Below are 23,099 nucleotides of genomic sequence, written 5' to 3' on the forward strand. Positions count from 1 at the left end.
TAAATTTATCGTTAACGAACATAAACGAGAAATAGCGAAATCAAAATGTGTGTGCTTCGTCATAAAATTGAGCGAATTCGCGTCGTTTTGTGTTCTTTCTGCTCCATGAAACTGTGATCTGACCAGTGATTTGCCCACCGTTCGTTAACAAACCCATTTACGCACGCTGGGCATTTTCAGTTTTTGCTGATGGTCGCGGCAGGAAAATTGCAACAGACTGCGCGTTGAGCCGGATGTTGCTAGACAGTCGGGGACAGGCTACTTACAATCGTTTTTATCGAAAGAAGCGTTTTATCGAGACAGGCGCGTTATTTTCAATAAAAGCGTGTGTCACTTGGCGCGATGCATATTCGCAGCAGTTGCAACCAAAGTTGCGGCCGTTACCTATAGATGTACGCCTTGCTATCATGAGGGGACTGAAGAATGTCATTTGAAGTATTTGAGAAATTGGAATCAAAAGTTCAGCAGGCGATCGATACCATCACCCTGCTGCAGATGGAAATTGAAGAGCTGAAAGACAAAAACAACACTCTTTCACAGGAAGTTCAGGCTGCCTCTGGCAACCACGAATCGTTGGTTCGCGAGAACCAGCAACTGAAAGAAGAGCAGCACGTATGGCAAGACCGTCTGCGTGCGCTGTTGGGCAAAATGGAAGAAGTCTGATTCCGTATTGCACGATCGAAAAGGGCGCCTAAGGCGCCCTTTTTCATATCTGAAGATTACTCGATATCGAGTGGATCCTCGGACAGGATAATACCGGTATTGTCGGCATACAGATGATCGCCGGAGAAGAAGGTCACACCGCCGAAGTTAACGCGGATATCGCTTTCGCCAATGCTTTCACTGGCGGCGCCGACCGGAATGGCCGCCATAGCCTGAATACCAATGTCCATCTCTTCCAGATCGTCTACCTGGCGAACCGCGCCGTAAACCACGATGCCTTCCCACTCGTTCTGGGTGGCCAGACGTGCCAGTTCTGCGTTGATCAGGGCACGACGTACCGAGCCGCCACCGTCAATCACCAGGACGCGACCGCGGCCGTTTTCTTCAAGCAGCTCGAATAACAGACCGTTATCCTCAAAGCATTTCACCGTAGTGATTTGCCCGCCAAATGAAGTACGCCCGCCAAAATTGGAGAATAGAGGCTCAACTACGTTCACCTCTTCGTGATAGATGTCGCAAAGTTCGGAAGTATCGTATTTCATAGGATTTTACGTCTGTTTGCCGCTGGAATAACCAGTATATCCCTTTATTCGCCCTGTTGGCAAAATCATCAGTTCGATGGCTAACTGAGCACCACGCCGATAGCGAACAATATGTTGGCCAGTAACGCCGCCTTGACCATATGCTCAAGCATCGGTCGCATGCCGGCTGGCGTAGGGTCGCGCAACACGCGCAAGCCATGACGTACCAGCAGCGGGATAGCCAATACAAACAGCCAGCCCCACAGGCTATGCAGATTGAGCAGCGTGAACAGCGTAAAGCACGCCACTGCGCCGATCAGCAGCAACAGGTGGTAATAACGCGCCTTCTGCGGCCCGAGCCGGACTGCCAGGGTATTCTTGCCGTTGGCGCGATCGCTTTCGATATCGCGCAGATTATTGATATTGAGCACGGCCGCTGCCAGCAGGCCACAGGCAGTGGCCGGCAGCATGACGATGCTGTCAAAGGTGTGGGTTTGCAGGTAGAAAGTCCCCGCCACGCTCAGCCAGCCGAAGAACACCAGCACCGAGATATCGCCCAGCCCCAGATAGCCATAAGGTTTGTTGCCGACGGTATAGGTAATGGCGGCAACGATAGAAAGCCCACCCAAGACCAGGAAACCCACCACATCGCTGGGTTGTTCACAGGCTACGGCGATCAGCGAACTGCCGGCGATGGCGATCAGTACCACCGTCACCACCAACGCCCGTTTCATCTGCGCCTGGGTGATCATGCCTTTTTGCATGCCACGTAGCGGCCCGATGCGGTCTTCCTTGTCGCTGCCTTTTATCGCATCACCATAGTCGTTCGCCAGGTTGGAGAGAATTTGCAGCAGGCCGGCCGTCAGCAGCGCCAACAGCGCCACGCCGGGTTTCAGGCTACCTTGCCAGGCGGCAATGGCAGAACCGACGACGATCGAGGCAAAGGCCAGCGGCAGGGTGCGCGGTCGTAAACTTTCAAGCCAGGCTCTGGCCGGGGAGATGGTAGTTGATGAGCTCATTTTTCGCTTCAGAGTTAGTGGCTGTGTCCGTTAGAAATAATTGTGGGAGGCGAAATGCCTCCCACAGATGACTGACTGGACATGATTGAGCGATTATAGGATAAAACGACTCAAATCTTCATCCGCTACCAGTTCATCCAGATGATTACCTACGTAATCCGCATCAATTGTAATGGATTGACCATTAATTTCACTCGCATCATAGGAAATATCTTCCATCAGACGCTCAAGCACGGTGTGTAAACGACGCGCGCCGATGTTTTCGGTGCTTTCGTTAACCTGCCATGCGGCTTCGGCGATGCGGCGGATGCCTTCGGCGGTGAACTCGATATTGACGCCTTCGGTGCCCATCAGCGCTTTATACTGCTCGGTCAGCGAAGCGCTTGGCTCGGTCAGAATACGCTCGAAGTCTTCGGTGGTCAGCGCCTGCAACTCAACGCGGATCGGCAGACGGCCCTGCAGTTCCGGGATCAGGTCTGACGGGCTGGCGGTCTGGAATGCGCCGGAAGCGATAAACAGAATGTGATCGGTTTTCACCATCCCGTGCTTGGTGGAAACGGTACAGCCTTCCACCAGCGGCAACAGGTCACGCTGCACGCCTTCGCGAGACACGTCAGGGCCGGAGCTTTGGCCGCCACGCTTACAGATTTTGTCGATCTCGTCGATAAACACGATGCCGTGCTGCTCAACCGCTTCGATCGCCTGTTCTTTCAGCTCTTCCGGGTTCACCAGCTTGGCCGCTTCTTCTTCCACCAGCAGTTTGAAGGCTTCTTTGATCTTCAGCTTGCGTGGTTTCTGCTTCTGGCCGCCGAGGTTCTGGAACATTGACTGCAACTGGTTGGTCATTTCTTCCATGCCAGGAGGCGCCATGATTTCTACGCCCATCGGTGCGGCAGCCAGATCTATCTCAATTTCCTTGTCGTCCAACTGGCCTTCACGCAGTTTCTTGCGGAATGCCTGGCGAGCTGCGGACGGCTCCTGATGCTCTTCCGCCTGGCCCCAGTTGTTCTTGGCCGGCGGGATCAACGCATCAAGGATGCGCTCTTCCGCCAGCTCTTCGGCGCGGGTACGGTTCTTGTCGATGGATTGCAGACGCACCATTTTGATCGCAGCATCGGTCAGGTCGCGGATAATAGAATCCACTTCTTTCCCAACGTAGCCCACTTCGGTGAACTTGGTGGCTTCAACCTTGATGAACGGCGCATTGGCCAGTTTCGCCAGACGGCGGGCGATTTCAGTTTTACCGACGCCGGTCGGGCCGATCATCAGAATGTTCTTTGGGGTGACTTCATGGCGCAGCATCTCGTTGAGCTGCATCCGGCGCCAGCGGTTACGCAGGGCGATGGCAACGGCACGTTTGGCCTTGTTCTGGCCAATGATGTAGCTGTCCAGTTCGCTGACGATCTCGCGCGGGGTCATTTCAGACATAGTATTCGATCCTTACGCTTTGGAAGGCAATTCTTCAATGGTGTGGAAATGGTTGGTGTAAATACAGATGTCACCGGCGATGTTGAGGGACTTATCAACAATTTCGCGGGCGCTCAGCTCGGTATTTTCCAACATCGCGCGGGCGGCTGCCTGGGCGTACGGACCGCCGGAGCCAATCGCAATCAAATCATTTTCAGGCTGGATCACGTCACCGTTGCCGGTGATGATCAGCGAAGAGTTTTCATCCGCTACTGCCAGCAGCGCTTCGAGCTTGCGCAGCATGCGGTCGGTACGCCAGTCTTTCGCTAATTCAACGGCTGCTTTCACCAGGTGACCCTGGTGCATTTCCAGCTTGCGCTCGAACAGCTCAAACAGCGTGAAGGCATCCGCGGTGCCACCGGCAAAACCGGCAATCACTTTGTCGTTATACAGGCGACGCACTTTCTTGACGTTGCCCTTCATTACCGTATTGCCCAAGGTAGCCTGGCCATCGCCACCGATCACTACCTGGCCGTTACGGCGTACGCTTACAATTGTTGTCACGAGCAGACCCTCGTTGAAGACGGAAAGAAGCCCTCGCAGTATCTGCTTGCACAGACACTACGAGGCATATTGAGAGTATAGATGGGGGGGGATTGAAGCTTTTCAACCCCCAACGGAGAGGGGAATGCAACTTGACATGCCTACGCCCTTCAGGCGCGACAGGGTTTTGTCCGCAGCAGCCCGGCTGCTGTATGGGCCGAGCACCACACGATTCCAGCCGCCGCCGGCGGTGATGCGGCTTTCGATACCTTCAAACGCCAGGCGTGCGCGCACGGATTCCGCCTGATCGGTTGCGCGGAATGAGCCACACTGCACCATCCACTTTTGCTTCGATTCAGGTTTGGTTTCCTGCTTGGCCGTTTCCTGTGTCACTTCCGGTTTGGTTTCCGGTTTCGGCTGCGGTTTCGGCTCTGGATGCTTAACCTGAACCGGCGGCTGGGTTACCGGCTGCGGCTTGGGTTGTGGCTTCGGCTGCTGTACCGGGGTGGTCGTCGCGCCGTTGTTAAACGGGTTACGCGGTTGAGTCACCTGCGGTTGCTGCACCTGTTGCTGCTGAATCTGCTGTTGTTGCACCTGTTGCTGTTGCTGCTGCTGACGGCTACGTGCGGCGGCCTGTGAAGGGTCGTTATACGGCACTTCATTGAGCTGTGTCGGACGTTGTTGCATATCCGCCTGCATTTGATCCAGCAGTTGGCGTTGTTCCGCCGTGAGCTGAGTCTTGGAGTTGGCTTCACCGCCTGCCGTAGGTTCGGTAGGGGTTTGCACGCCAATCTGACGGTTCTCCAGCTCTTTGATGTAGCGCCAACGTTCTTCCGGTTTCGGCGGCAAGCCGTTACCTGGACGAGCGCTGTGCACAGGTAGCAACTGCGTATCATCCGGCTTGTTGTGCGTAATGAAATAGAGGCCACCGATAAAGACAACCAGAAGTGCGACGGCCAGCGCCAACACGGTTTTGGAGACCTTCGGAGAACTGCGTTTTTTACGGCTGGGGGTTTTACGCTTAGCTCCTGCTGCGCGCCCACGGCTTACATAGTCTTTTTGTGCCACTATTATTCCGCTGTGTCCTGATGAGGGGATAAGTCCGTCATGTTACTGAACCCTAAAATATTTGACTAGCGTTTCGGGGCAGCGGTGCTGCCTCTGATAATCAATTCACTGTCCAATAGCCGGGAGCCGCTTGCCACGGTCTGCCCGTGTAGCTGCTCCAACAGCAATAACATTGCCTGCTGGCCAATCTGGTAGCGCGGTTGAGCCACGGTGGTTAACGGTGGATCGCAATACTGCGCCAGTTTGATGTCGTCAAAGCCGATGATAGAAAGGTCCTGCGGTACCCGCAGCCCCATCTTTTTCGCCTGTGACAGCACGCCGATTGCCATTACGTCACTGTGGCAGAACACTGCCGTCGGCGGTTTTGGCTGTGCCATCAACGTTGCCAGCGCCTGAGCGCCAGCTTCGTAGGTGAAATCACCCCGGGTAATATAGCTGCTTTCGACGGTAATGCCATTACGACGTAGCGCCTGAATGTAACCTTGCAGGCGATAATGGCTGAGCGGCATCTGCTCCGGCCCGGCGACACAGGCAATTTGCTGGTGGCCGAGCTGATGTAAATAATGTACGGCTTCGAAGGCGGCGGTCAGGTTATCGATGTGCACCGTCGGCAGTTCCAGCTCCGGAGCAAACTCGTTGGCCATCACCATCGGCGGCAGGTTGCGCTGCTCTTCCTTGCTGGCGTCGAACGGCAGGTTGGAGCCGAGCAGCAGCATGCCATCGATTTGTTTGGTGATGATCAGATTGACGAAGGTGCGTTCCTGCTGGTTTTGCTGAGCGCAGTCGCCAATCAGCACCAGGTAGCCCTGTTGTGCGGCGGTTTGCTCGATCCCCTGGATCACATCGGCGAAAAACGGATCGCAAATGTCGGGGACGATCACCAGGATAGTCCGGGATTCGTTACGCTTGATATTGCGTGAGAGGGCATGAGGAGAATAGCCCACGGCCAGTACGGCCTGTTCCACTTTCTGACGCGTCGGCGTTGACACCTTTTCCGGGTTCATCAGCGCACGCGACACGGTTGCCGTTGAAACGCCCGCCATTTCGGCAACGTCTTTCATGGTTGCCATGGATAATTCTTTCTTGTGTTCCAACGCCTTTCTCCTTGCGTTAGCCCCATGCCAACGCGACGACTTCAGTTTGCTCACAAATTCTGGCGTGCGGTGGTGTTGTTATCATTTAGCGCCATCCGCGCTCAAACATTCCGTCACTGTCCTGCAAGAGGTGACAAAATTGCCTTCGCAGTTATTCTAAACAGAATATGTCCTGCCTTTGTTACCTAATTTGCATAAAAAGTGTGACCTGGGAAGGTTTTTTAGCGTTCGCTCGCAATTTCAAGGGTAAACGTTTGCATTGGATCAACTGAATCAGACTTTTCTGGGTTCAGCTGTCTATCGGATCGATATCCAGCGTCCATTTCACCTTACGTGCCTGTGGCAGGGTGCCGACCAGTGGCAGGGAGCTCTTCATTAACTGTTGCAGTACCCGCCGGGAAGGGTGTTGCAGCAGCAGTTGCCAGCGGAAACGACCGCCGCGTTTCGACTGCAGCGCCGGGACTGGCCCCATCACCCATAGCGAGTCGTCTTTCAGCGGGCTGGATTCCAGCAGATTGCGCAGTTGCTGCAGGAACTGAGGAGCCTGCTGGTTATCGTGATCTTCCGAACGCACGATGATATGGCTGGTATAGGGCGGCAGGAACACGCTGTTGCGCTCCGCCAACGTCTGTTTGGCAAAGGCGTCGTAACCCTGTTGCAGCAGAATTTGCAGCAGTGGGTGTTCCGGATGGTGAGTCTGCAACAAGACCTCTCCAGGTTTACCGGCACGGCCGGCGCGGCCGGAGACCTGGGTATACAACTGGGCAAAGCGCTCGGCGGAACGGAAGTCGGCCGAGAACAGAGCGCCGTCGACATCCAGCAGGGCTACCAGCGTCACATCCGGGAAGTGGTGGCCCTTGGCCAGCATCTGGGTGCCGATCAAAATGCGTGAGCCGCCACGGTGAATATCCGCCAGATGCTGTTCCAGTGAGCCTTTGCGGCTGGTGGTGTCGCGATCGATACGGGTGATCGGTGTTTCCGGGAACAGCGGCGCCAGTTCGTGCTCCAACTGTTCGGTACCGACGCCGACCGACACCAGATGAGTCGAGCCGCACTGTGGGCACTGGTGGGGCACCGGACGCTGGCTGTCACAGTGGTGGCAGCGCAGTTGACGATGATTCTGGTGAAAGGTGTAGTAATGATCGCAACGCTGACATTCGGCGATCCAGCCGCACTCGTGGCACAACAGCGCCGGTGCGTAGCCGCGCCGGTTAAGAAACAGCATCACCTGATTACCGGCCTTCAAATGATGCTGCATGCTTTTCAGCAATGGTTGCGAAAGACCCACCTTCAGCGGCAGGCCTTTCAGATCGATCAGGTGTTGAGTCGCCGGTTTGGCGTTGCCCGCACGCTGGGTGAGTTTGAGCTGGCGATATTTACCCAGTTGCACATTGTGCAGCGTTTCCAGCGCCGGTGTGGCGGTGCCCATGACCATCGGGATGTTTTCCTCGCGGGCACGGAATACCGCCAGATCGCGGGCGTGGTAGCGCCAGCCTTCCTGCTGTTTATAAGAGCTGTCGTGTTCTTCGTCGATGATGATCACGCCCAGGCGTGAAAACGGCGTAAACAGCGCCGAGCGGGTGCCGATAACAATTGCTGCCTCGCCGCTGCGGGCGCGCAGCCAGACTGCCAGCCGTTCACTGTCGTTAAGGCCGGAGTGCAGCACTTCCACCGGGGCGTTGAAACGTTCGCGAAAACGGGCAATGGTCTGCGGTGTCAGGCCGATTTCCGGCACCAGTACCAATGCCTGTTTGCCCTTCGCTAAAATGTTTTCCAGTACGCTGAGATAAACCTCGGTCTTGCCGGAACCCGTGACCCCGGCCAGCAGCCAGGTGGCGAACTGCTCGTCTTCGCTGCGAATGGCACCCACGGCGGTCGCCTGTTCGGTGTTCAACCGCAACCGTTCACCCAACACTTCAAAACCGGGCCGCCAGTCCTGCGTGGCCACAGTCTGTGCCCGTAAATCGACCAGCCCCTTGGTACGTAATGCCTGCAAAGCGCTCTCGGTTAATTCCAGTTCACTGACCTGATGGCGATAGACCGGGCGTTGCAGCAACGCGGCCAGCGCTTGCTGCTGCTTGGGCGCGCGTTTCAGGCTTTCCGGCAGCGTAGCGCGGCCCTGTTCGGTAGCGAACCACTGCCACAGCGGCGCCGTTTCAGCCGGTTTTCCCTGGCGCAGCAGGATAGGCAATGCGTGGAACAGCACTTCACCGATCGGGTAATGATAATAGTCGCTGGCCCAGCGCAGAATGCGCCACAGGCTGGGGGAGAACAGCGACGCGTCGTCGAGAACGCTGTCGATGGGTTTGAGCTTGTCCAGCGGCAATTCGCTGGTTTCGCTGCAGCCGGTGACGATGCCGATCGCCCGTTGCTTGCCCCAGGGCACACCTACGCGCGCGCCGACCGCCGGCTGCAGGCCCTGCGGCAGCAGATAGTCGAAGGTGCGGGCGAGGGGGACCGACAAAGCAACGTGAACAACAGGCATGGGGTCATCCAGAGTGAAAAAAATAGTCCATCAGTTTACACTGCGCATCGGCAAATGTACGGTTCCGATTGCGCGGCATTTTTAATTTCTGTATAATTTGCCGCCTTTGGTATAATTCGATACCAAATTCTTTATCAACCACGTGTGGTGTCTGGCGAAACAGGGCTGGATAGCGACACGGCCTTAACTGAGGTTTCCCATGAAACAAGGTATCCACCCAAAATACGAAGAAGTTACTGCTAACTGCTCTTGCGGTAACGTGATCAAAATCCGCTCTACAGTGGGTCACGATCTGAACCTGGACGTTTGTGGCGAATGCCACCCGTTCTACACTGGCAAGCAGCGTGATGTTGCTACCGGTGGCCGCGTTGACCGCTTCAACAAGCGTTTCAGCGTGCCAGGCGCTAAGAAATAAGATTTCTTATCGTCAGATGAAAAAGGCGCCTTCGGCGCCTTTTTTCGTTTCTACCGTCTGCAAGCAAGTGCAGACCGGCGCTTAGTATTCCCAGGTATCGGGATCCACACCCAATTCACGCATCAGCAGTTTCGCGGCTTCCGGGATTTCATCGCTGCGTTCTTTGCGCAGGTCTTCGTCGTTCGGCAGCGGCTGGCCGGTAAAGGCGTGCAGAAATGCTTCGCACAGCAATTCGCTGTTGGTGGCATGGCGCAGGTTATTCACCTGGCGACGCGTCCGTTCATCGGTAAGGATTTTCAGGACCTTCAGCGGAATGGATACCGTGATTTTTTTTACTTGCTCGCTTTTTTTACCGTGTTCAGCGTAAGGGCTGACATACTCGCCGTTCCACTCAGCCATGGGACACCTTAAAATTGTCAGAAAAATTACAAAATTCTAAAAACCGGCCAATTATGCCCGATCTTCACTGTTCTCACTAAATAAATGTCAATTTTACGCGACCAGGGTCACTGAATGCGGACGATCAATAGGCGTCGCCTATGCATTCCGGGTTAACATCGTATCGTCATCTAAAACTGGCATAATTTTAGCGGGTATTAGGCTTTTGCTCAATCTATACGCAAAGAAGTTTAGATGTCCAGATGTATTGACGTCTATCCTCGCTGCGATTAATCTTTAGGCCTCATTCATCCCAATCCCGAGAGCCGAGAGACCCTATGACGCGTAAACCTGCCACGATTGCCGTACGTAGCGGCCTGAACGATGACGAACAGTACGGCTGCGTTGTCCCGCCGATCCACCTATCCAGCACCTATAATTTCACCGACTTCAACCAGCCTCGTGCTCATGACTACTCACGTCGCGGTAACCCGACGCGTGACGTGGTCCAGCGTGCGCTGGCAGAACTGGAAGGCGGCGCCGGTGCGGTGATGACCAGCAGCGGGATGTCGGCAATCCACCTGGTGACCACGGTATTCCTGCAACCCGGCGATCTGCTGGTGGCACCGCATGATTGCTATGGTGGCAGCTATCGCCTGTTCGACAGTTTGAGCAAGCGTGGCGCTTACCGCGTGCTGTTTGTCGATCAGGGGAATGAAGAAGCATTGCAGCAGGCGTTGGCGCAAAAGCCCAAGCTGGTGCTGATTGAAAGCCCAAGCAATCCGCTGCTGCGCGTGGTAGATATTGCGGCGATTTGCGATGCGGCACACGCCGTGGGGGCGTTGACGGTGGTGGACAACACCTTCCTCAGCCCGGCGCTCCAGCAGCCGATTGGGCTGGGTGCCGATTTGGTGGTGCATTCCTGTACCAAATACCTCAATGGTCATTCCGACGTGGTGGCCGGTGCGGTGATCGCCAAAGATAAAGACCTGGCGGTGGAATTGGCGTGGTGGGCCAATAATATCGGTGTGACCGGTGGCGCGTTCGACAGCTATTTGCTGCTGCGCGGCATGCGCACGCTATCGCCGCGTATCAAGGCAGCGCAACAAAACGCCGATGCGATTGTCAGTTATTTACAGCAGCAACCCTTGGTGAAAAAGCTGTATCATCCTTCTCTGCCTCAGAACCCTGGGCACGAGATTGCACGTCGTCAGCAACGCGGCTTTGGCGCGATGCTCAGCTTTGAACTGGACGGTGATGAAGCGCTACTGCGTCGTTTTCTGTCTGCCCTTGAGCTGTTTACTCTGGCAGAATCCCTGGGCGGCGTAGAAAGCCTGATCTCGCATGCAGCGACCATGACCCACGCAGGTATGGCGGCAGAAGCCCGTGCGGCGGCCGGTATTTCCGAGAGCCTGCTGCGTATCTCCGTGGGTATTGAAGACAGTGAAGATTTGATTGCCGATCTGGAACGAGCCTTCCAGGCGGCGGCAACGAGGTAAGCATGAATGCAATTGCGGTAGCAGGGCCGGTGAGCGGCCGTCAACTACACAAGTTTGGCGGCAGCAGCCTGGCGGACGTGAAGTGTTATCTGCGGGTGGCCGGGATCATGGCCGAATACAGCCAACCGGGTGACATGATGGTGGTATCGGCTGCCGGTAGCACCACCAACCAACTGATTAGCTGGCTGAAGCTCAGTCAAAGCGATCGCCTTTCTGCGCATCAGGTTCAGCAGACGCTGCGTCGCTATCATAGCGAATTGATTGGCGGTCTGCTCCCACCGGAAACTGCCGAGCCGTTGATCGCCGAATTTATTCAGGATCTGGAGCGTTTGGCGGTATTGCTGGACGAAAAGCTCGACGACGCTGTGTATGCCGAGGTGGTTGGGCACGGTGAGATTTGGTCGGCGCGGCTGATGGCAGCGGTACTGAACAAGCTGGATATGCAGGCCGCCTGGCTGGATGCGCGTGACTTCCTGCGCGCAGAACGTGCCGCTCAACCCCAGGTTGACGAGGGCCGCTCTTATCCATTGCTGCAACAGTTGCTGGCTCAGCACCCGGGCAAACGCCTGGTGGTGACCGGCTTTATATCACGCAACGACGCTGGTGAAACCGTGCTGTTGGGGCGTAACGGCAGTGACTATTCCGCTACCCAGGTCGGCGCGCTGGCCGGTGCGGAGCGCGTGACCATTTGGAGCGACGTGGCCGGGGTGTACAGCGCCGATCCACGCAAGGTAAAAGATGCCTGCCTGCTGCCACTGCTGCGTCTGGATGAAGCCAGTGAACTGGCGCGCCTGGCGGCACCGGTGCTGCATACTCGTACCCTGCAGCCGGTGTCCGGCAGTGATATCGATCTGCAACTGCGCTGTAGCTATCAGCCGGAACAAGGCTCAACGCGTATCGAACGCGTGCTGGCTTCCGGCACCGGCGCGAAGATTGTCACCAGCCATGACGACGTGTGTTTGATTGAGCTGAACGTTGCCAGCCAGCATGACTTCAAACTGGCGCAGAAAGAGCTGGATTTGGTGCTTAAGCGCGCTCAGATCAAACCGCTGGCGATCGGCATTCATCCTGACCGTAATCTGGTTCAACTGTGCTACACCTCGGAAGTGGTGAACAGCGTGCTGCGTACCTTGCAGGATGCGGCATTACCGGGGGAACTGCGGCTGCGTGAAGGCCTGGCGCTGGTGGCGCTGGTGGGCGCGGGCGTTTGCAAGAATCCGCTGCACAGCCACCGTTTCTATCAACAGTTGAAAGACCAGCCGGTAGAATTTATCTGGCAGGCCGAAGACGGCATCAGCCTGGTCGCGGTACTGCGTCAGGGGCCGACTGCGTTGCTGATCCAGGGCCTGCATCAGACCCTGTTCCGCGCCGAGAAAAGCATTGGCCTGGTGCTGTTCGGTAAAGGCAACATCGGTGCACGCTGGCTGGAGCTGTTTGCCCGCGAGCAGAAAAACATTTCCGCCCGCAGCGGCTTTGAGTTCAGCCTGGCGGGCGTGGTGGACAGCCGCCGCAGCCTGCTCAATTACGATGGGCTGGATGCCAGCCGCGCCCTGGCGTTCTTTGAGGACGAAGCACAGGAGCTGGACGAAGAGTCCTTGTTCCTGTGGATGCGTGCGCATCCGTTCGACGATCTGGTGGTGCTCGACGTGACCGCCAGTGAGGAACTGGCCGAACAGTATCTGGATTTTGCCAGCTATGGCTTCCATGTGATCAGTGCCAACAAGCTGGCGGGCGCATCGTGCAGCGATAATTATCGTCAAATTCGTGATGCCTTCGCCAAAACCGGTCGTCACTGGCTGTATAACGCGACCGTCGGTGCCGGCCTGCCGGTCAACCATACGGTGCGTGACCTGCGCGACAGCGGCGACAGCATTCTGGCGATTAGCGGTATTTTTTCCGGCACGCTTTCCTGGCTGTTCCTGCAGTTCGATGGCACGGTGCCGTTCACCGAGCTGGTGGATCAGGCCTGGCAGCAGGGGCTGACCGAACCGGATCCGCGGGTTGACCTGTCCGGCCAGGACGTGATGCGCAAGCTGGTGATCCTGGCGCGAGAAGCGGGCTACGATATTGAACCGAATCAGGTGCGAGTCGAATCGCTGGTGCCTGCGGGGGCCGAACAGGGCTCCGTCGATCAGTTCTTCGAAAACGGCGATGCGTTGAACCAGCAGATGCTGCAACGTTTTGAGGCCGCCAGTGAAATGGGGCTGGTGCTGCGCCACGTGGCGCGTTTCGATGCCAACGGTAAGGCGCGAGTCGGCGTGGAAGCGGTACGGCCTGAACATCCGCTGGCATCGTTGTTGCCGTGCGATAACGTGTTCGCTATCGAAAGCCGCTGGTACCGCGACAACCCGTTGGTGATCCGCGGGCCGGGTGCCGGGCGTGACGTCACTGCCGGTGCGATCCAGTCAGACCTTAACCGTTTGGCGCAACTGCTTTAATTTTCTTGTGGGCGCGGATCTGCCGCGCCCTTCGTTTTTCCTGCCATAATTCTTCTTATTCTGAACGTGAAGTTCTTTCTCTTAACGGGTGAGGATTAATCATCTTATTCCCCTCAGTTTCCTGTTGACTCTTTAGTCAACATACGGCATTTTCTATCTAGACGTCTAAACGTATAGACGCTTAATAAGATAAAGCAAAACAGTGATCGATAAGAGGCGGACAGGGTATGAGTTTTTTTCACGCAAACCAGCGGGAAGCGCTGAATCAGAGTCTGGCGGAGTTAAACGGCCAGATTAACGTATCATTCGAGTTCTTCCCGCCGCGTACCAGCGAGATGGAAGACACCCTGTGGCAGTCCATCGATCGTCTGAGCAGCCTGAAACCCAAATTTGTCTCTGTGACCTATGGTGCCAACTCCGGCGAGCGCGATCGTACCCACAGCATTATCAAAGGGATTAAGGAGCGTACCGGTCTGGAGGCAGCACCGCACCTGACCTGTATCGACGCCAGCCCGGCTCAATTGCGTGAGATTGCTACCGACTACTGGAACAGTGGCATCCGCCATATCGTGGCGCTGCGTGGCGACCTGCCACCGGGCGGCGGTAAGCCCGATATGTATGCCACAGATTTGGTGGCCTTGCTGAAAGACGTCGGCGATTTCGATATTTCGGTGGCGGCCTACCCTGAAGTGCATCCGGAAGCCAAAAGCCCGCAGGCGGACCTGATTAACCTGAAGCGTAAAATCGATGCCGGTGCCAACCGCGCAATTACCCAGTTCTTCTTTGATGTGGAAAGCTACCTGCGTTTTCGTGACCGCTGTGTGGCGACCGGCATTGACGTGGAAATCGTACCGGGTATTCTGCCGGTGTCCAACTTCAAGCAGTTACAGCGTTTCGCCACCATGACTAACGTACGTGTGCCGAGCTGGATGACCAGCATGTTTGAAGGGCTGGACGACGATGCCGAAACCCGCAAAATGGTCGGGGCCAATATCGCGATGGATATGGTGAAAATTCTCAGTCGCGAAGGGGTGAAAGACTTCCACTTCTATACGCTGAACCGCGCCGAGATGAGTTACGCCATTTGCCATACGTTGGGCGTGCGCCCAGGTCCCGTGGCGGTCGCCTGAAAAAATGCCGGTCAGTATATTCTGACCGGCATTGTTGTTTGCTGATGACCGCTTAAAGATCCAGCACCAGCGTGGGTGAACGAGCGCGGGAAACGCAGATTAGAATCGAACGGTTGGCGGCGCGTTCTTCATCGCTTAAAACATAATCCCGATGGTCTGCTTCACCCGCCAACAGCGTGACTTCGCAGCTGCGACACAGCCCCTCACGGCAGTTGAAAGGCAGATTGATGCCGTTTTGTTCCAGAGTTTCCAGAATCGAGATACCCGGCAACACCCGATAACGCCCACCGCTGCGCTGCAATTCAATATCAAAAGCCTCTCCCTCCTCGCTGACAACATCCCCGGCGGTAAAGCGTTCGAAATGGAGCCGATCGGCAGGGATTTGTTGTGCCTGGGCAAGGCGTTGTACTTCTTCCATCAGCGACTCCGGCCCACAACAGTAAATGTGCTCCTCCGGCGCAATGGCTTTCATGGCCGACACCAGATCCTGGCTGCGGGTTTGGCTGTCGGTATGGATCCGTACGTTATTTCCTGCCGCTAACAAAGGCTCCAGCCAGGACTGAGGGTAGTGAGAGCGGATAAACCAGTCCAAATGCCATAAATATCCGTGCCGCTGACACCACAGGATCATGCTGCGGATCGGGGTAATGCCAATGCCCCCGGCAATAAAGCGGTAGTGCGGAACACCGGGCACCAAAGGAAACAACGAACGCGGTTCACCAATGGTCAGTTGTTCCCCTACGCGCAATTGCTGATGAATATAGGAAGACCCTCCACGCGAAGCGCTGGCCAGAGCGATCCCCAGACAATAGCGATGCGTTTCATGAGGATCGTTGCATAACGAGTAAGGCCTGACCTGGCCATTGGGTAAATGCAGATCCAGGTGATCGCCGGCGGCAAAGGGCTGCAGGGGACGATCGTCGGCCGCTGTTAGCTCAATGCCGATGACGTTTTCCGCCAGGTGATAAAGCCGGGAGACCTTAACCGTCCTCATGGTGCTTCCCCGCTGCGACTTTCCTGCTCCAGACGCTGTGTGACATGCCAGCGGAACTGCGCCAGGGCGGCATCAATGGCAAAGGGCAACATCTTGAAGTCCGGTGCCAGCGCCAGGCTCTGTTGCTGGGCGGTGATAATCACGCGGTCTTCATCAAAAGCCTGCAGGATAGCGCGGTGGATCTGAGCGGTGACCTCTGGTTTATCCAGCGCAAAATTATGTGGCTGGCAGAAAAAATAGTGGGTGCTGTTTTCCGTTTCCGGCGTGAGCGCCTGACAACTGTAAAATTCCAAAGCGCCATTGCGATTACCCTCAGGTGCACCCTGACCGGCCGGGGCGACGCCGGAATCCATCCGCAGAATGCCCGGCAGGGTGAAATGGTAAATATTCCAGCGGTCGACCCGTTCGGGGCAGCCTTCAATATCGCCGACAAACGGCGGCGGCGGCATATTCATCAGCCAGCGGGTGATGCGAACGCCGTCTTCCATTTTTTCCACTTTGGGCTGCACATTGGCGTATTCCTCACCCCCACCCAGGGTGGTGCTGTGCACGTAGGGCAAGTGGGAAAAGTCGAGCAGGTTGTCGCAGATCAGCAGGTAGTTGACGTCATAATGCAGATAGCCGGGGATATAGCGCCATTGCGGCGAGTCGAGCCAGGGCGTGTCGGGAATGGTTGCCGGGTCAGCCAACTGCGGGTCACCGGGCCACAGCCAAATCCAGTTATTGCGCTCTACCACCGGGAAGCTACGCACCCGCGCCTGCGGGGGTAAACGGCTTTGCAGCGGGGCTTCAACGCAGACGCCTTCTGAAGTGAATCTCAGCCCGTGATACATGCAGCGGATATCGTCACCTTCACGGTTTCCTAAAGACAAAGGTGCGCCGCGATGGCAACAACGGTCTTCCAGCGCCTTCACCGCTCCGGATTCGGTCCGATAAAATACGATGGGAATACCAATGATGGTGCGAGCAAACAGCGCATCGTCGAGAATTTCATGTGACCAGGCAGCGACATACCACGTATTGCGAATAAACATAGCACACTCCTGTGTAGGGGTTTTGTGGCCGCCTAAAGGCAGCTCGTTGCATTCCCTGCAAGCTATGTAATTATATTGTTAAATTCAACGCGAAGAGATTCATCAGGAGATGCATGCTATGCATATGAAAGGACTTGATTTAAATCTCCTTATTGTTTTTGATGCGCTTTTGTGTGAAAAAAATGTTACATGCGCAGCGCAAAAGCTCGGTCTTTCTCAAAGTGCGGTAAGCCATGCACTGGCACGTTTGCGGACTTTCTTTGACGATCCTCTGTTTATCAAAGGGGCGGTTGGCATGGAGCCGACCCCCAGAGCCTTGCAACTGCGCGCGCCGATCGGCCGGATATTGTTGGAAGTGCGCCAGCATATCCAGTCGCCGACCCCTTTTGAACCCGCCTTGGCGCGGCGCCAATTTACCCTGGCCTTGACCGACCTGGGGGAGGTGGTGATGCTGCCCACGTTGCTGAGGCAGTTTCGGCAATTAGCTCCGCGTTGCACGCTGCGTAGCGTGCAGATCCCGCCGGAGCAGATGGAGCAGGCGTTGGCCGGAGGAGAGCTGGATTTGGCGGTAGGGGCATTTCCCTCACCGGCGGAAGTGTTGTTTCAGCAACGGCTTTATGATCACACTTTTGTGGTGCTGGGCAGTAGCCACAATAGCCAATTACACAAGGGCATCACGCGCGAGCTCTTTGAGTCCTTGCCTCATGTGGCGGTCAAATATCCCGGCCGGTTGGGGGCCTGCTATGACGCGGTGCTGGAACAGTTGGAGATACGGCGCAATGTATGCCTGACCACCCCGCATTTTCTGACCATTCCGTTTTTACTGGAGCAAAATCCAGATCTGATTGCGACGGTGCCGTTAGAGCTGGGGCTGATTTTTGCCCAGAGTCGCCACATCACATTGTTGCCACCGCCTATCCTGCTGCCATCCTTTACTCTGCGTCAGTATTGGCATCCGCATTTTCATGATGATGCGGCAAATCAATGGTTACGGCAGTTGATACGGCATACGTTCGAGAATTATCCCGAAGTTGACGGCAACCGGCCGTTGCGGCTGAGTGCCTTATAACCCATCAGCGACGGATAAAAAAAACGGCCCCTGTAAACAGGAGCCGTTTTTTACAACGCTCAACCTAGCCGGTGTTGCGCATCCCGGCGGCGACGCCGGCAATGGTCACCATCAGCGCCTGCTCAACGCGGGCATCCGGTTGCTCCTGCTGACGTGAACGGTGCAGCAGTTCGGCCTGCAGCACGTTCAGCGGATCGGTATACACGTTACGCAGCGCAATGGATTCGGCGATCCATGGCAGGTCTTCCATCAGGTGCGCGTCATTGGCGATGGTCAACACCACCTTGATGTCGCTTGCCAACTGGTCGCGCAATTGCTGGCCCAGTGGCCACAGCGATTTGTCGACCAGACGCTGATCGTAGTATTCCGCCAGCCACAGGTCGGCCTTGGCGAACACCATTTCCAGCATCGCGATGCGGGTGGAGAAGAATGGCCAGTCGCGGCACATGGCTTCCAGTTGATCTTGCTTGCCAGCTTTCACCGCCTCTTGCAAACCGGCACCGGCACCCAGCCAGGCCGGCAGCATCAGGCGGTTCTGCGTCCAGGCGAAGATCCATGGAATGGCGCGCAGGCTCTCAACGCCGCCGTTTGGCTTGCGTTTGGCCGGGCGTGAACCCAGCGGTAACTTGCCCAGCTCCAGTTCCGGCGTCGCAGCGCGGAAGTACGGCACGAATTCCGGATTTTCACGCACGTAACCACGATACATTTTACATGAGGTGTCTGACAGGTCATCCATCAGTGCACGCCACTCTTTTTTCGGCTCCGGCGGCGGCAACAGGTTGGCTTCCAGGATCGCACCGGTGTACAGCGCCAGACTGCTGATGGTGACTTCCGGCAGGCCAAATTTGAAGCGGATCATCTCGCCCTGTTCGGTGACGCGCAGGCCGCCTTTCAGGCTGCCCGGCGGTTGCGACAGCAGTGCCGCATGCGCCGGAGCGCCACCACGGCCGATCGAGCCGCCGCGGCCGTGGAACAACGTCAGCGCTACGCCGGCCTTTTCACAGGTTTTGATCAGGGCGTCTTGCGCGCGGTACTGCGCCCAGGAGGCGGCCATCACCCCGGCGTCTTTCGCCGAGTCGGAATAGCCAATCATTACCATCTGTTTGCCCTGGATAAAGCCGCGGTACCAGTCAATATTCAGCAACTGGGTCATCACGTCGTCGGCATTGTTCAGGTCGTCGAGGGTTTCGAACAGCGGGGCCACCGGCAGGGCGAACGGGCAACCGGCTTCTTTCAGCAACAGGTGAACCGCCAGCACGTCAGAAGGCGTACGCGCCATGGATATCACGTAGGCGGCAATCGAACCCTGCGGCGCTTCGGCAATGACCCGACAGGTTTCCAGCACTTCCTGGGTGTCGGCACTCGGCTCCCATTTAAGCGGCACCAGCGGGCGTTTGGAGTTCAGTTCGCGGATCAGGAACGCCTGTTTGTCGGCTTCCGACCAGCTTTCGTAATCGCCCAGCCCCAGATAACGGGTCAGCTCGGCAATGGCCTCGGTGTGGCGAGTGCTTTCCTGACGTACGTCGATACGTACCAGCGGCACGCCAAAGCAGCGCACGCGACGCAGGGTATCGAGCAACTGGCCATTGGCGATGATGCTCATGCCGCAGGCCTGCAGCGACTGGTAACAGGCGAACAGCGGTTCCCACAGCTGTTCGTTATTCACCAGCAGGTCGTGTGGTTTGAGTACGCGCTCACCCTTCAGGCGACCTTCCAGATAAGCCTGAGAGCTCATCAACTGGCTGCGCAATTGCTTCATGATCTCGCGGTATGGCTCTTGCACCTCGTCGCCACCGGCCCGTGCGCGCAGTTCCGGAGTACATTCGGTCATCGACAGCTCGGAGACCAGCACCTGAATGTCGCGGGTGAACAGGTCGCAGGCCTTCCAACGGCTGAGCAGCAGCACGTGGCGGGTGATTTCAGCCGTCACGTTAGGGTTACCGTCGCGGTCACCGCCCATCCAGGAAGTGAAACGTACCGGCACGGCTTCCGCCGGCAGGCTGTAATCGATGGAGTTTTCCAACTGTTCGTTGAATTCACGCAGGAAGGCAGGCACCCCTTCCCACAGGCTGTTTTCCACTACCGCAAAGCCCCATTTGGCTTCGTCGATCGGGGAAGGGCGATGTTTGCGGATCTCGTCGGTATGCCAGGACTGGGCGACCAATTGGCGCAGGCGGCGCATGATCTTGTTGCGCTCGTAGTCGGCCAGATCGTTATGGTCGAGCTGGCTGAGGCAGGTGTTGACCTCAACCAGCTTGTGGATCAGGGTGCGGCGGGTGATTTCCGTCGGGTGCGCGGTCAGCACCAGTTCGATGGAAAGCTGGGATACCGCATTTTGCAGCTCTTTGGTGCTGAGCTTTTTGTCTTTCAGCCGGGTGAACAACTGCGCCAGCGCTTCCGGGTTGCTGGCGGCTTCGCCATTGGGTGAAATGCTGTGGTACTGCTCGGCGACGTTGGTCAGATTGAGAAACTGGCTGAAGGCGCGTGCCACTGGCAGCAGTTCGTCGTTGGACAGGTTTTGCAAGGTAGAAAGCAGCTCCTGGCGATGTGCCTCGTTACCTGCACGTGAAGATTTGGAAAGCTTACGGATAGTTTCAACGCGATCGAGAATATGCTCGCCCAGCGCTTCTTTGATGGTATCGCCGAGCAATTTGCCGAGCATACTGACATTACTTCGCATTGCCGAATATTGTTCGTTCATATAACCCCTGACCCAGTTCTGTATGATTTTTATCTTGTAAGTAAATTTCACGTGTCAGGCAAACCGCGCCTGTTTCATCTCGCCACGTTCCTGTCCAATGGCCAATTGACACTATTTTTAGCAAAAAAACATCAAAATCGGCGCATTTTCTGAAATTTAATTACGGCGCGCCGGTTATCAGTCTGGCTTATTTCATTGGTTTTCTACTTATTAGGAGGTAGGGGAATGATAAATCATTAACCCTACCTTGTATCCGGTTTATTGGCGACAGAAGTGGCTGACCAATTGACCCAGCAGCTTGCGTGTCGGTTCGATAAAGCCGGTATCTATATATTCGTCCGGTTGATGCGCCTGGTCGATAGAGCCGGGACCCAACACCAGCGTCGGGCAGACCTGCTGGACGAACGGGGCTTCGGTGCAATAGTTGACCACCTGCGTGCGGGTGCCCAGCAGTTTCTCAATCACCGCCACCATATGGTGATCGGTCGGGCACTCATAACCCGGTACCGAGGCATGCAGCTCCTCAATGCTCAGGCGGCCCGGCCAGCGCTGGCTGATCGGTTCGAGGGTTTGCTGCATCAGTTCGTTGATGTTGTCGAGCGTCATGCCCGGCAACGGGCGGATATCCAGATGCAGCTCGCAGCAGGCGCAGATACGGTTGGCCGCATCGCCCCCGCTGATATGACCGAAGTTCATGGTCGGGTAGGGCACGGCAAAGGCCGGGTTGTTAAAGCGCTCTTGCAGCGTTTTGCGCAACTCCATCAGGCGGCCGATAGTTTCATGCATCAGATCGATGGCGTTCACGCCGCGCGCCGGGTCGCTCGAGTGGCCGGATTGGCCGACGATGCGGATAGCGTTGGCTATATGGCCTTTATGCGCCCGCACCGGCTGCAGCGAGGTTGGCTCCCCGATAATGGCGAAGTCCGGACGAATGCTGGTGGAAGCGGCAAAATAACGTGCGCCGGCCATCGTCGTTTCTTCATCTGCGGTGGCCAGAATGTATAAAGGCTTGGTCAGTTGGCTGGCGTCGATGTCGCGCACCGCATCCAGAATAAAGGCAAAGAAGCCTTTCATATCGGCGGTACCCAGACCGTACAGCTTATTGTCGTGTTCGGTCAGAGTGAAAGGATCGCGCGTCCAGCGGCCTTCATCATAAGGCACGGTGTCGGTGTGGCCCGCCAGCAGCAGGCCGCCGCTGCCTTCACCGATACTGGCCAGCAGGTTGAATTTGTTGCGGCTATCCGGCACCGGTTGCACGTCGACGCGAAAGCCCAAATCGGCAAACCAGCCGGCCAGCAAGTTGATTAACGCTTCATTACTCTGATCGAGGGCGCCATCGGTGGCACTGATCGACGGAGTGGCGATCAACGCCCGGTACAGCTCAATAAATGGAGGTAATTTCATCTTCACTGTTGACAGCCTTTGGTTAGGTTGGTATCAATATTCATGCATTTATTGTGAATAAAAATACAATAAGCTGGAGCGTAAGGGAACCCGATTCCCGGATGATTATAAAAACATCAACGCTCGACCTCGTGGGTGAACGGCAAAACAACGCTGGTGAGCCTGGAAACCTGAGTCGAATACGACCAAACGCAAGTCTAGAAGGTGAAAGGCCCCATGTTGAATACGCTGATTGTCGGTGCCAGCGGTTATGCCGGAGCAGAGCTCACGGCGTACCTTAATCGTCACCCACACATGAACATAACCGCTTTAGCGGTTTCAGCGCAAAGTGCAGATGCAGGAAAATTGCTTTCCGATTTGCACCCCCAGTTAAAAGGCATTGTCGATCTCCCCTTGCAGCCGCTGGTTGACGTAGCCGCCGCCGCTGTGGGTATCGACGTAGTGTTCCTGGCGACGGCACACGAGGTCAGCCACGATATCGCGCCGGCATTCCTGGCCGCAGGTTGCGTGGTGTTTGACCTGTCCGGCGCATTCCGCGTGAAAGATGCCGCCTTCTACAGCCAATATTACGGTTTTGAACATCAGCATGCCGACCTGCTGGAGCAAGCGGTGTATGGCCTGGCGGAATGGCAGAGCGACAAAATCAAACAGGCGCAGCTGATCGCCGTACCGGGTTGTTATCCGACGGCGGCGCAGTTAGCGCTGAAACCGCTGATCGACCAGGAGTTGCTGAACCTGGATCAGTGGCCGGTGATCAACGCGACCAGCGGCGTCAGCGGTGCGGGCCGTAAGGCCAGCGTCACCACCAGTTTTTGTGAGGTGAGCCTGCAGCCGTACGGTATTTTCAACCACCGTCACCATCCGGAAATCGTCGCGCATCTGGGCGTGCCGGTCATCTTCACGCCACATTTGGGTAACTTCCCGCGTGGTATTCTCGAAACCATCACCTGTCGCCTGAAAGCCGGCGTGACTGCGCAGGACGTGGCCGCCGTTTATCACGCCGCCTATGACGACAAACCACTGGTGCGGCTGTATGACCAGGGCGTACCGGCATTGAAGTCCGTCGTCGGGTTGCCGTTCTGCGACATCGGCTTTGCCGTACAGGGTGAACACCTGATCGCCGTAGCGACGGAAGACAACCTGTTGAAAGGCGCGGCCGCTCAGGCGGTGCAATGCCTGAATATCCGTTTTGGGTTCCCTGAAACCCAGTCATTACTTTAATAAATCACCAGCGTGG

Annotated in this window: 19 protein-coding genes; 7 read left to right on the top strand and 12 right to left on the bottom strand. The window is 56.3% G+C overall.

The features are described from left to right. Positions 1–423 precede the first annotated feature (423 nt). A complete protein-coding gene (gene zapB / locus FCL49_RS23630; RefSeq protein ID WP_012147470.1) occupies positions 424–663 on the top strand; it encodes a septal ring assembly protein ZapB in 240 nt (79 codons plus the stop codon). 56 nt (positions 664–719) lie between these two features. Here zapB and rraA read toward each other — a convergent pair whose 3' ends face one another. From rraA to priA, 7 genes are all read right to left on the bottom strand, one after another. Then, positions 720–1,205, bottom strand: coding sequence for a ribonuclease E activity regulator RraA (gene rraA, locus FCL49_RS23635; protein WP_012147469.1), 486 nt, complete (start codon positions 1,203–1,205; stop codon positions 720–722). 80 nt (positions 1,206–1,285) lie between these two features. Then, positions 1,286–2,203 (bottom strand): 1,4-dihydroxy-2-naphthoate polyprenyltransferase, encoded by a 918-nt coding sequence (locus tag FCL49_RS23640; protein WP_174355359.1) that lies wholly within the window; start codon positions 2,201–2,203, stop codon positions 1,286–1,288. A 93-nt stretch (positions 2,204–2,296) separates the two neighbouring features. Continuing rightward, positions 2,297–3,631: an HslU--HslV peptidase ATPase subunit gene (gene hslU, locus FCL49_RS23645; protein WP_174355360.1), complete on the bottom strand. Its 1,335-nt coding sequence runs from the start codon at positions 3,629–3,631 to the stop codon at positions 2,297–2,299. A 12-nt stretch (positions 3,632–3,643) separates the two neighbouring features. Next, entirely contained in the window at positions 3,644–4,174 is a 531-nt protein-coding gene (gene hslV / locus FCL49_RS23650) for an ATP-dependent protease subunit HslV (RefSeq protein ID WP_012147466.1), read from the bottom strand. A gap of 102 nt (positions 4,175–4,276) precedes the next feature. Continuing rightward, on the bottom strand, positions 4,277–5,221 hold the full coding sequence (ftsN, locus tag FCL49_RS23655; RefSeq protein WP_174355361.1) for a cell division protein FtsN: 945 nt from the start codon (positions 5,219–5,221) through the stop codon (positions 4,277–4,279). A gap of 65 nt (positions 5,222–5,286) precedes the next feature. Beyond that, entirely contained in the window at positions 5,287–6,315 is a 1,029-nt protein-coding gene (gene cytR / locus FCL49_RS23660; RefSeq protein ID WP_012147464.1) for a DNA-binding transcriptional regulator CytR, read from the bottom strand. 289 nt (positions 6,316–6,604) lie between these two features. Continuing rightward, complete coding sequence (gene priA / locus FCL49_RS23665; protein ID WP_174355362.1) at positions 6,605–8,800, bottom strand: primosomal protein N'; 2,196 nt, start codon at positions 8,798–8,800, stop codon at positions 6,605–6,607. Positions 8,801–8,999: 199 nt separating this feature from the next. Here priA and rpmE point away from each other — a divergent pair, with 199 nt between their 5' ends. Further along, positions 9,000–9,215: a 50S ribosomal protein L31 gene (gene rpmE / locus FCL49_RS23670; RefSeq protein ID WP_012147462.1), complete on the top strand. Its 216-nt coding sequence runs from the start codon at positions 9,000–9,002 to the stop codon at positions 9,213–9,215. An 81-nt stretch (positions 9,216–9,296) separates the two neighbouring features. Here the strand turns inward: rpmE and metJ are convergent, their stop codons facing one another. Then, positions 9,297–9,614 (bottom strand): met regulon transcriptional regulator MetJ, encoded by a 318-nt coding sequence (metJ, locus tag FCL49_RS23675; protein WP_012147461.1) that lies wholly within the window; start codon positions 9,612–9,614, stop codon positions 9,297–9,299. 317 nt (positions 9,615–9,931) lie between these two features. On the opposite strand from metJ, the gene metB reads away from it, so the two are divergent. From metB to metF, 3 genes are all read left to right on the top strand, one after another. Next, positions 9,932–11,092 carry a cystathionine gamma-synthase gene (gene metB / locus FCL49_RS23680; protein WP_012147460.1) on the top strand — a complete coding sequence of 387 codons (1,161 nt, stop codon included), beginning with the start codon at positions 9,932–9,934 and terminating at the stop codon, positions 11,090–11,092. A 2-nt stretch (positions 11,093–11,094) separates the two neighbouring features. Further along, complete coding sequence (locus FCL49_RS23685; RefSeq protein ID WP_135318499.1) at positions 11,095–13,530, top strand: bifunctional aspartate kinase/homoserine dehydrogenase II; 2,436 nt, start codon at positions 11,095–11,097, stop codon at positions 13,528–13,530. 227 nt (positions 13,531–13,757) lie between these two features. Continuing rightward, positions 13,758–14,660, top strand: coding sequence for a methylenetetrahydrofolate reductase (metF, locus tag FCL49_RS23690; RefSeq protein WP_174355363.1), 903 nt, complete (start codon positions 13,758–13,760; stop codon positions 14,658–14,660). A gap of 52 nt (positions 14,661–14,712) precedes the next feature. On the opposite strand, the gene FCL49_RS23695 is transcribed toward metF, so the two are convergent. Continuing rightward, complete coding sequence (locus FCL49_RS23695; RefSeq protein ID WP_174355364.1) at positions 14,713–15,654, bottom strand: PDR/VanB family oxidoreductase; 942 nt, start codon at positions 15,652–15,654, stop codon at positions 14,713–14,715. Then, a complete protein-coding gene (locus FCL49_RS23700; protein WP_174355365.1) occupies positions 15,651–16,688 on the bottom strand; it encodes an aromatic ring-hydroxylating dioxygenase subunit alpha in 1,038 nt (345 codons plus the stop codon). Before FCL49_RS23700 ends, FCL49_RS23695 begins: the two co-directional genes overlap by 4 nt. A 124-nt stretch (positions 16,689–16,812) precedes the next feature. Between FCL49_RS23700 and FCL49_RS23705 the strand changes: the two genes are divergently transcribed. Then, positions 16,813–17,757, top strand: coding sequence for a LysR family transcriptional regulator (locus FCL49_RS23705; protein WP_254611137.1), 945 nt, complete (start codon positions 16,813–16,815; stop codon positions 17,755–17,757). Between the two features lie 64 nt (positions 17,758–17,821). On the opposite strand, the gene ppc is transcribed toward FCL49_RS23705, so the two are convergent. Both ppc and argE read right to left on the bottom strand, forming a co-directional pair. Next, positions 17,822–20,458: a phosphoenolpyruvate carboxylase gene (ppc, locus tag FCL49_RS23710; RefSeq protein WP_012147457.1), complete on the bottom strand. Its 2,637-nt coding sequence runs from the start codon at positions 20,456–20,458 to the stop codon at positions 17,822–17,824. A 258-nt stretch (positions 20,459–20,716) separates the two neighbouring features. After that, positions 20,717–21,862 carry an acetylornithine deacetylase gene (argE, locus tag FCL49_RS23715; protein ID WP_174355367.1) on the bottom strand — a complete coding sequence of 382 codons (1,146 nt, stop codon included), beginning with the start codon at positions 21,860–21,862 and terminating at the stop codon, positions 20,717–20,719. A 216-nt stretch (positions 21,863–22,078) separates the two neighbouring features. Between argE and argC the strand changes: the two genes are divergently transcribed. Next, the gene (argC, locus tag FCL49_RS23720; RefSeq protein WP_174355368.1) at positions 22,079–23,083 is read left to right on the top strand and encodes an N-acetyl-gamma-glutamyl-phosphate reductase; all 1,005 of its coding nucleotides are present in this window, start codon (positions 22,079–22,081) and stop codon (positions 23,081–23,083) included. Positions 23,084–23,099: the final 16 nt, after the last annotated feature.

Source organism: Serratia proteamaculans (genome assembly GCF_013337185.1).
Taxonomy (GTDB): domain Bacteria; phylum Pseudomonadota; class Gammaproteobacteria; order Enterobacterales; family Enterobacteriaceae; genus Serratia; species Serratia proteamaculans_D.

Excerpts from the sequence above, each read along its gene's own strand:
- zapB (WP_012147470.1), top strand. The coding sequence starts at position 424 with ATGTCATTTGAAGTATTTGAGAAATTGGAATCAAAAGTTCAGCAGGCG.
- metF (WP_174355363.1), top strand. The coding sequence starts at position 13,758 with ATGAGTTTTTTTCACGCAAACCAGCGGGAAGCGCTGAATCAGAGTCTG.
- FCL49_RS23685 (WP_135318499.1), top strand. The coding sequence starts at position 11,095 with ATGAATGCAATTGCGGTAGCAGGGCCGGTGAGCGGCCGTCAACTACAC.
- hslU (WP_174355360.1), bottom strand. The coding sequence starts at position 3,631 with ATGTCTGAAATGACCCCGCGCGAGATCGTCAGCGAACTGGACAGCTAC.
- ppc (WP_012147457.1), bottom strand. The coding sequence starts at position 20,458 with ATGAACGAACAATATTCGGCAATGCGAAGTAATGTCAGTATGCTCGGC.
- FCL49_RS23705 (WP_254611137.1), top strand. The coding sequence starts at position 16,813 with ATGAAAGGACTTGATTTAAATCTCCTTATTGTTTTTGATGCGCTTTTG.
- rraA (WP_012147469.1), bottom strand. The coding sequence starts at position 1,205 with ATGAAATACGATACTTCCGAACTTTGCGACATCTATCACGAAGAGGTG.
- metJ (WP_012147461.1), bottom strand. The coding sequence starts at position 9,614 with ATGGCTGAGTGGAACGGCGAGTATGTCAGCCCTTACGCTGAACACGGT.
- FCL49_RS23640 (WP_174355359.1), bottom strand. The coding sequence starts at position 2,203 with ATGAGCTCATCAACTACCATCTCCCCGGCCAGAGCCTGGCTTGAAAGT.
- FCL49_RS23700 (WP_174355365.1), bottom strand. The coding sequence starts at position 16,688 with ATGTTTATTCGCAATACGTGGTATGTCGCTGCCTGGTCACATGAAATT.
- argC (WP_174355368.1), top strand. The coding sequence starts at position 22,079 with ATGTTGAATACGCTGATTGTCGGTGCCAGCGGTTATGCCGGAGCAGAG.
- metB (WP_012147460.1), top strand. The coding sequence starts at position 9,932 with ATGACGCGTAAACCTGCCACGATTGCCGTACGTAGCGGCCTGAACGAT.
- priA (WP_174355362.1), bottom strand. The coding sequence starts at position 8,800 with ATGCCTGTTGTTCACGTTGCTTTGTCGGTCCCCCTCGCCCGCACCTTC.
- argE (WP_174355367.1), bottom strand. The coding sequence starts at position 21,862 with ATGAAATTACCTCCATTTATTGAGCTGTACCGGGCGTTGATCGCCACT.
- rpmE (WP_012147462.1), top strand. The coding sequence starts at position 9,000 with ATGAAACAAGGTATCCACCCAAAATACGAAGAAGTTACTGCTAACTGC.
- FCL49_RS23695 (WP_174355364.1), bottom strand. The coding sequence starts at position 15,654 with ATGAGGACGGTTAAGGTCTCCCGGCTTTATCACCTGGCGGAAAACGTC.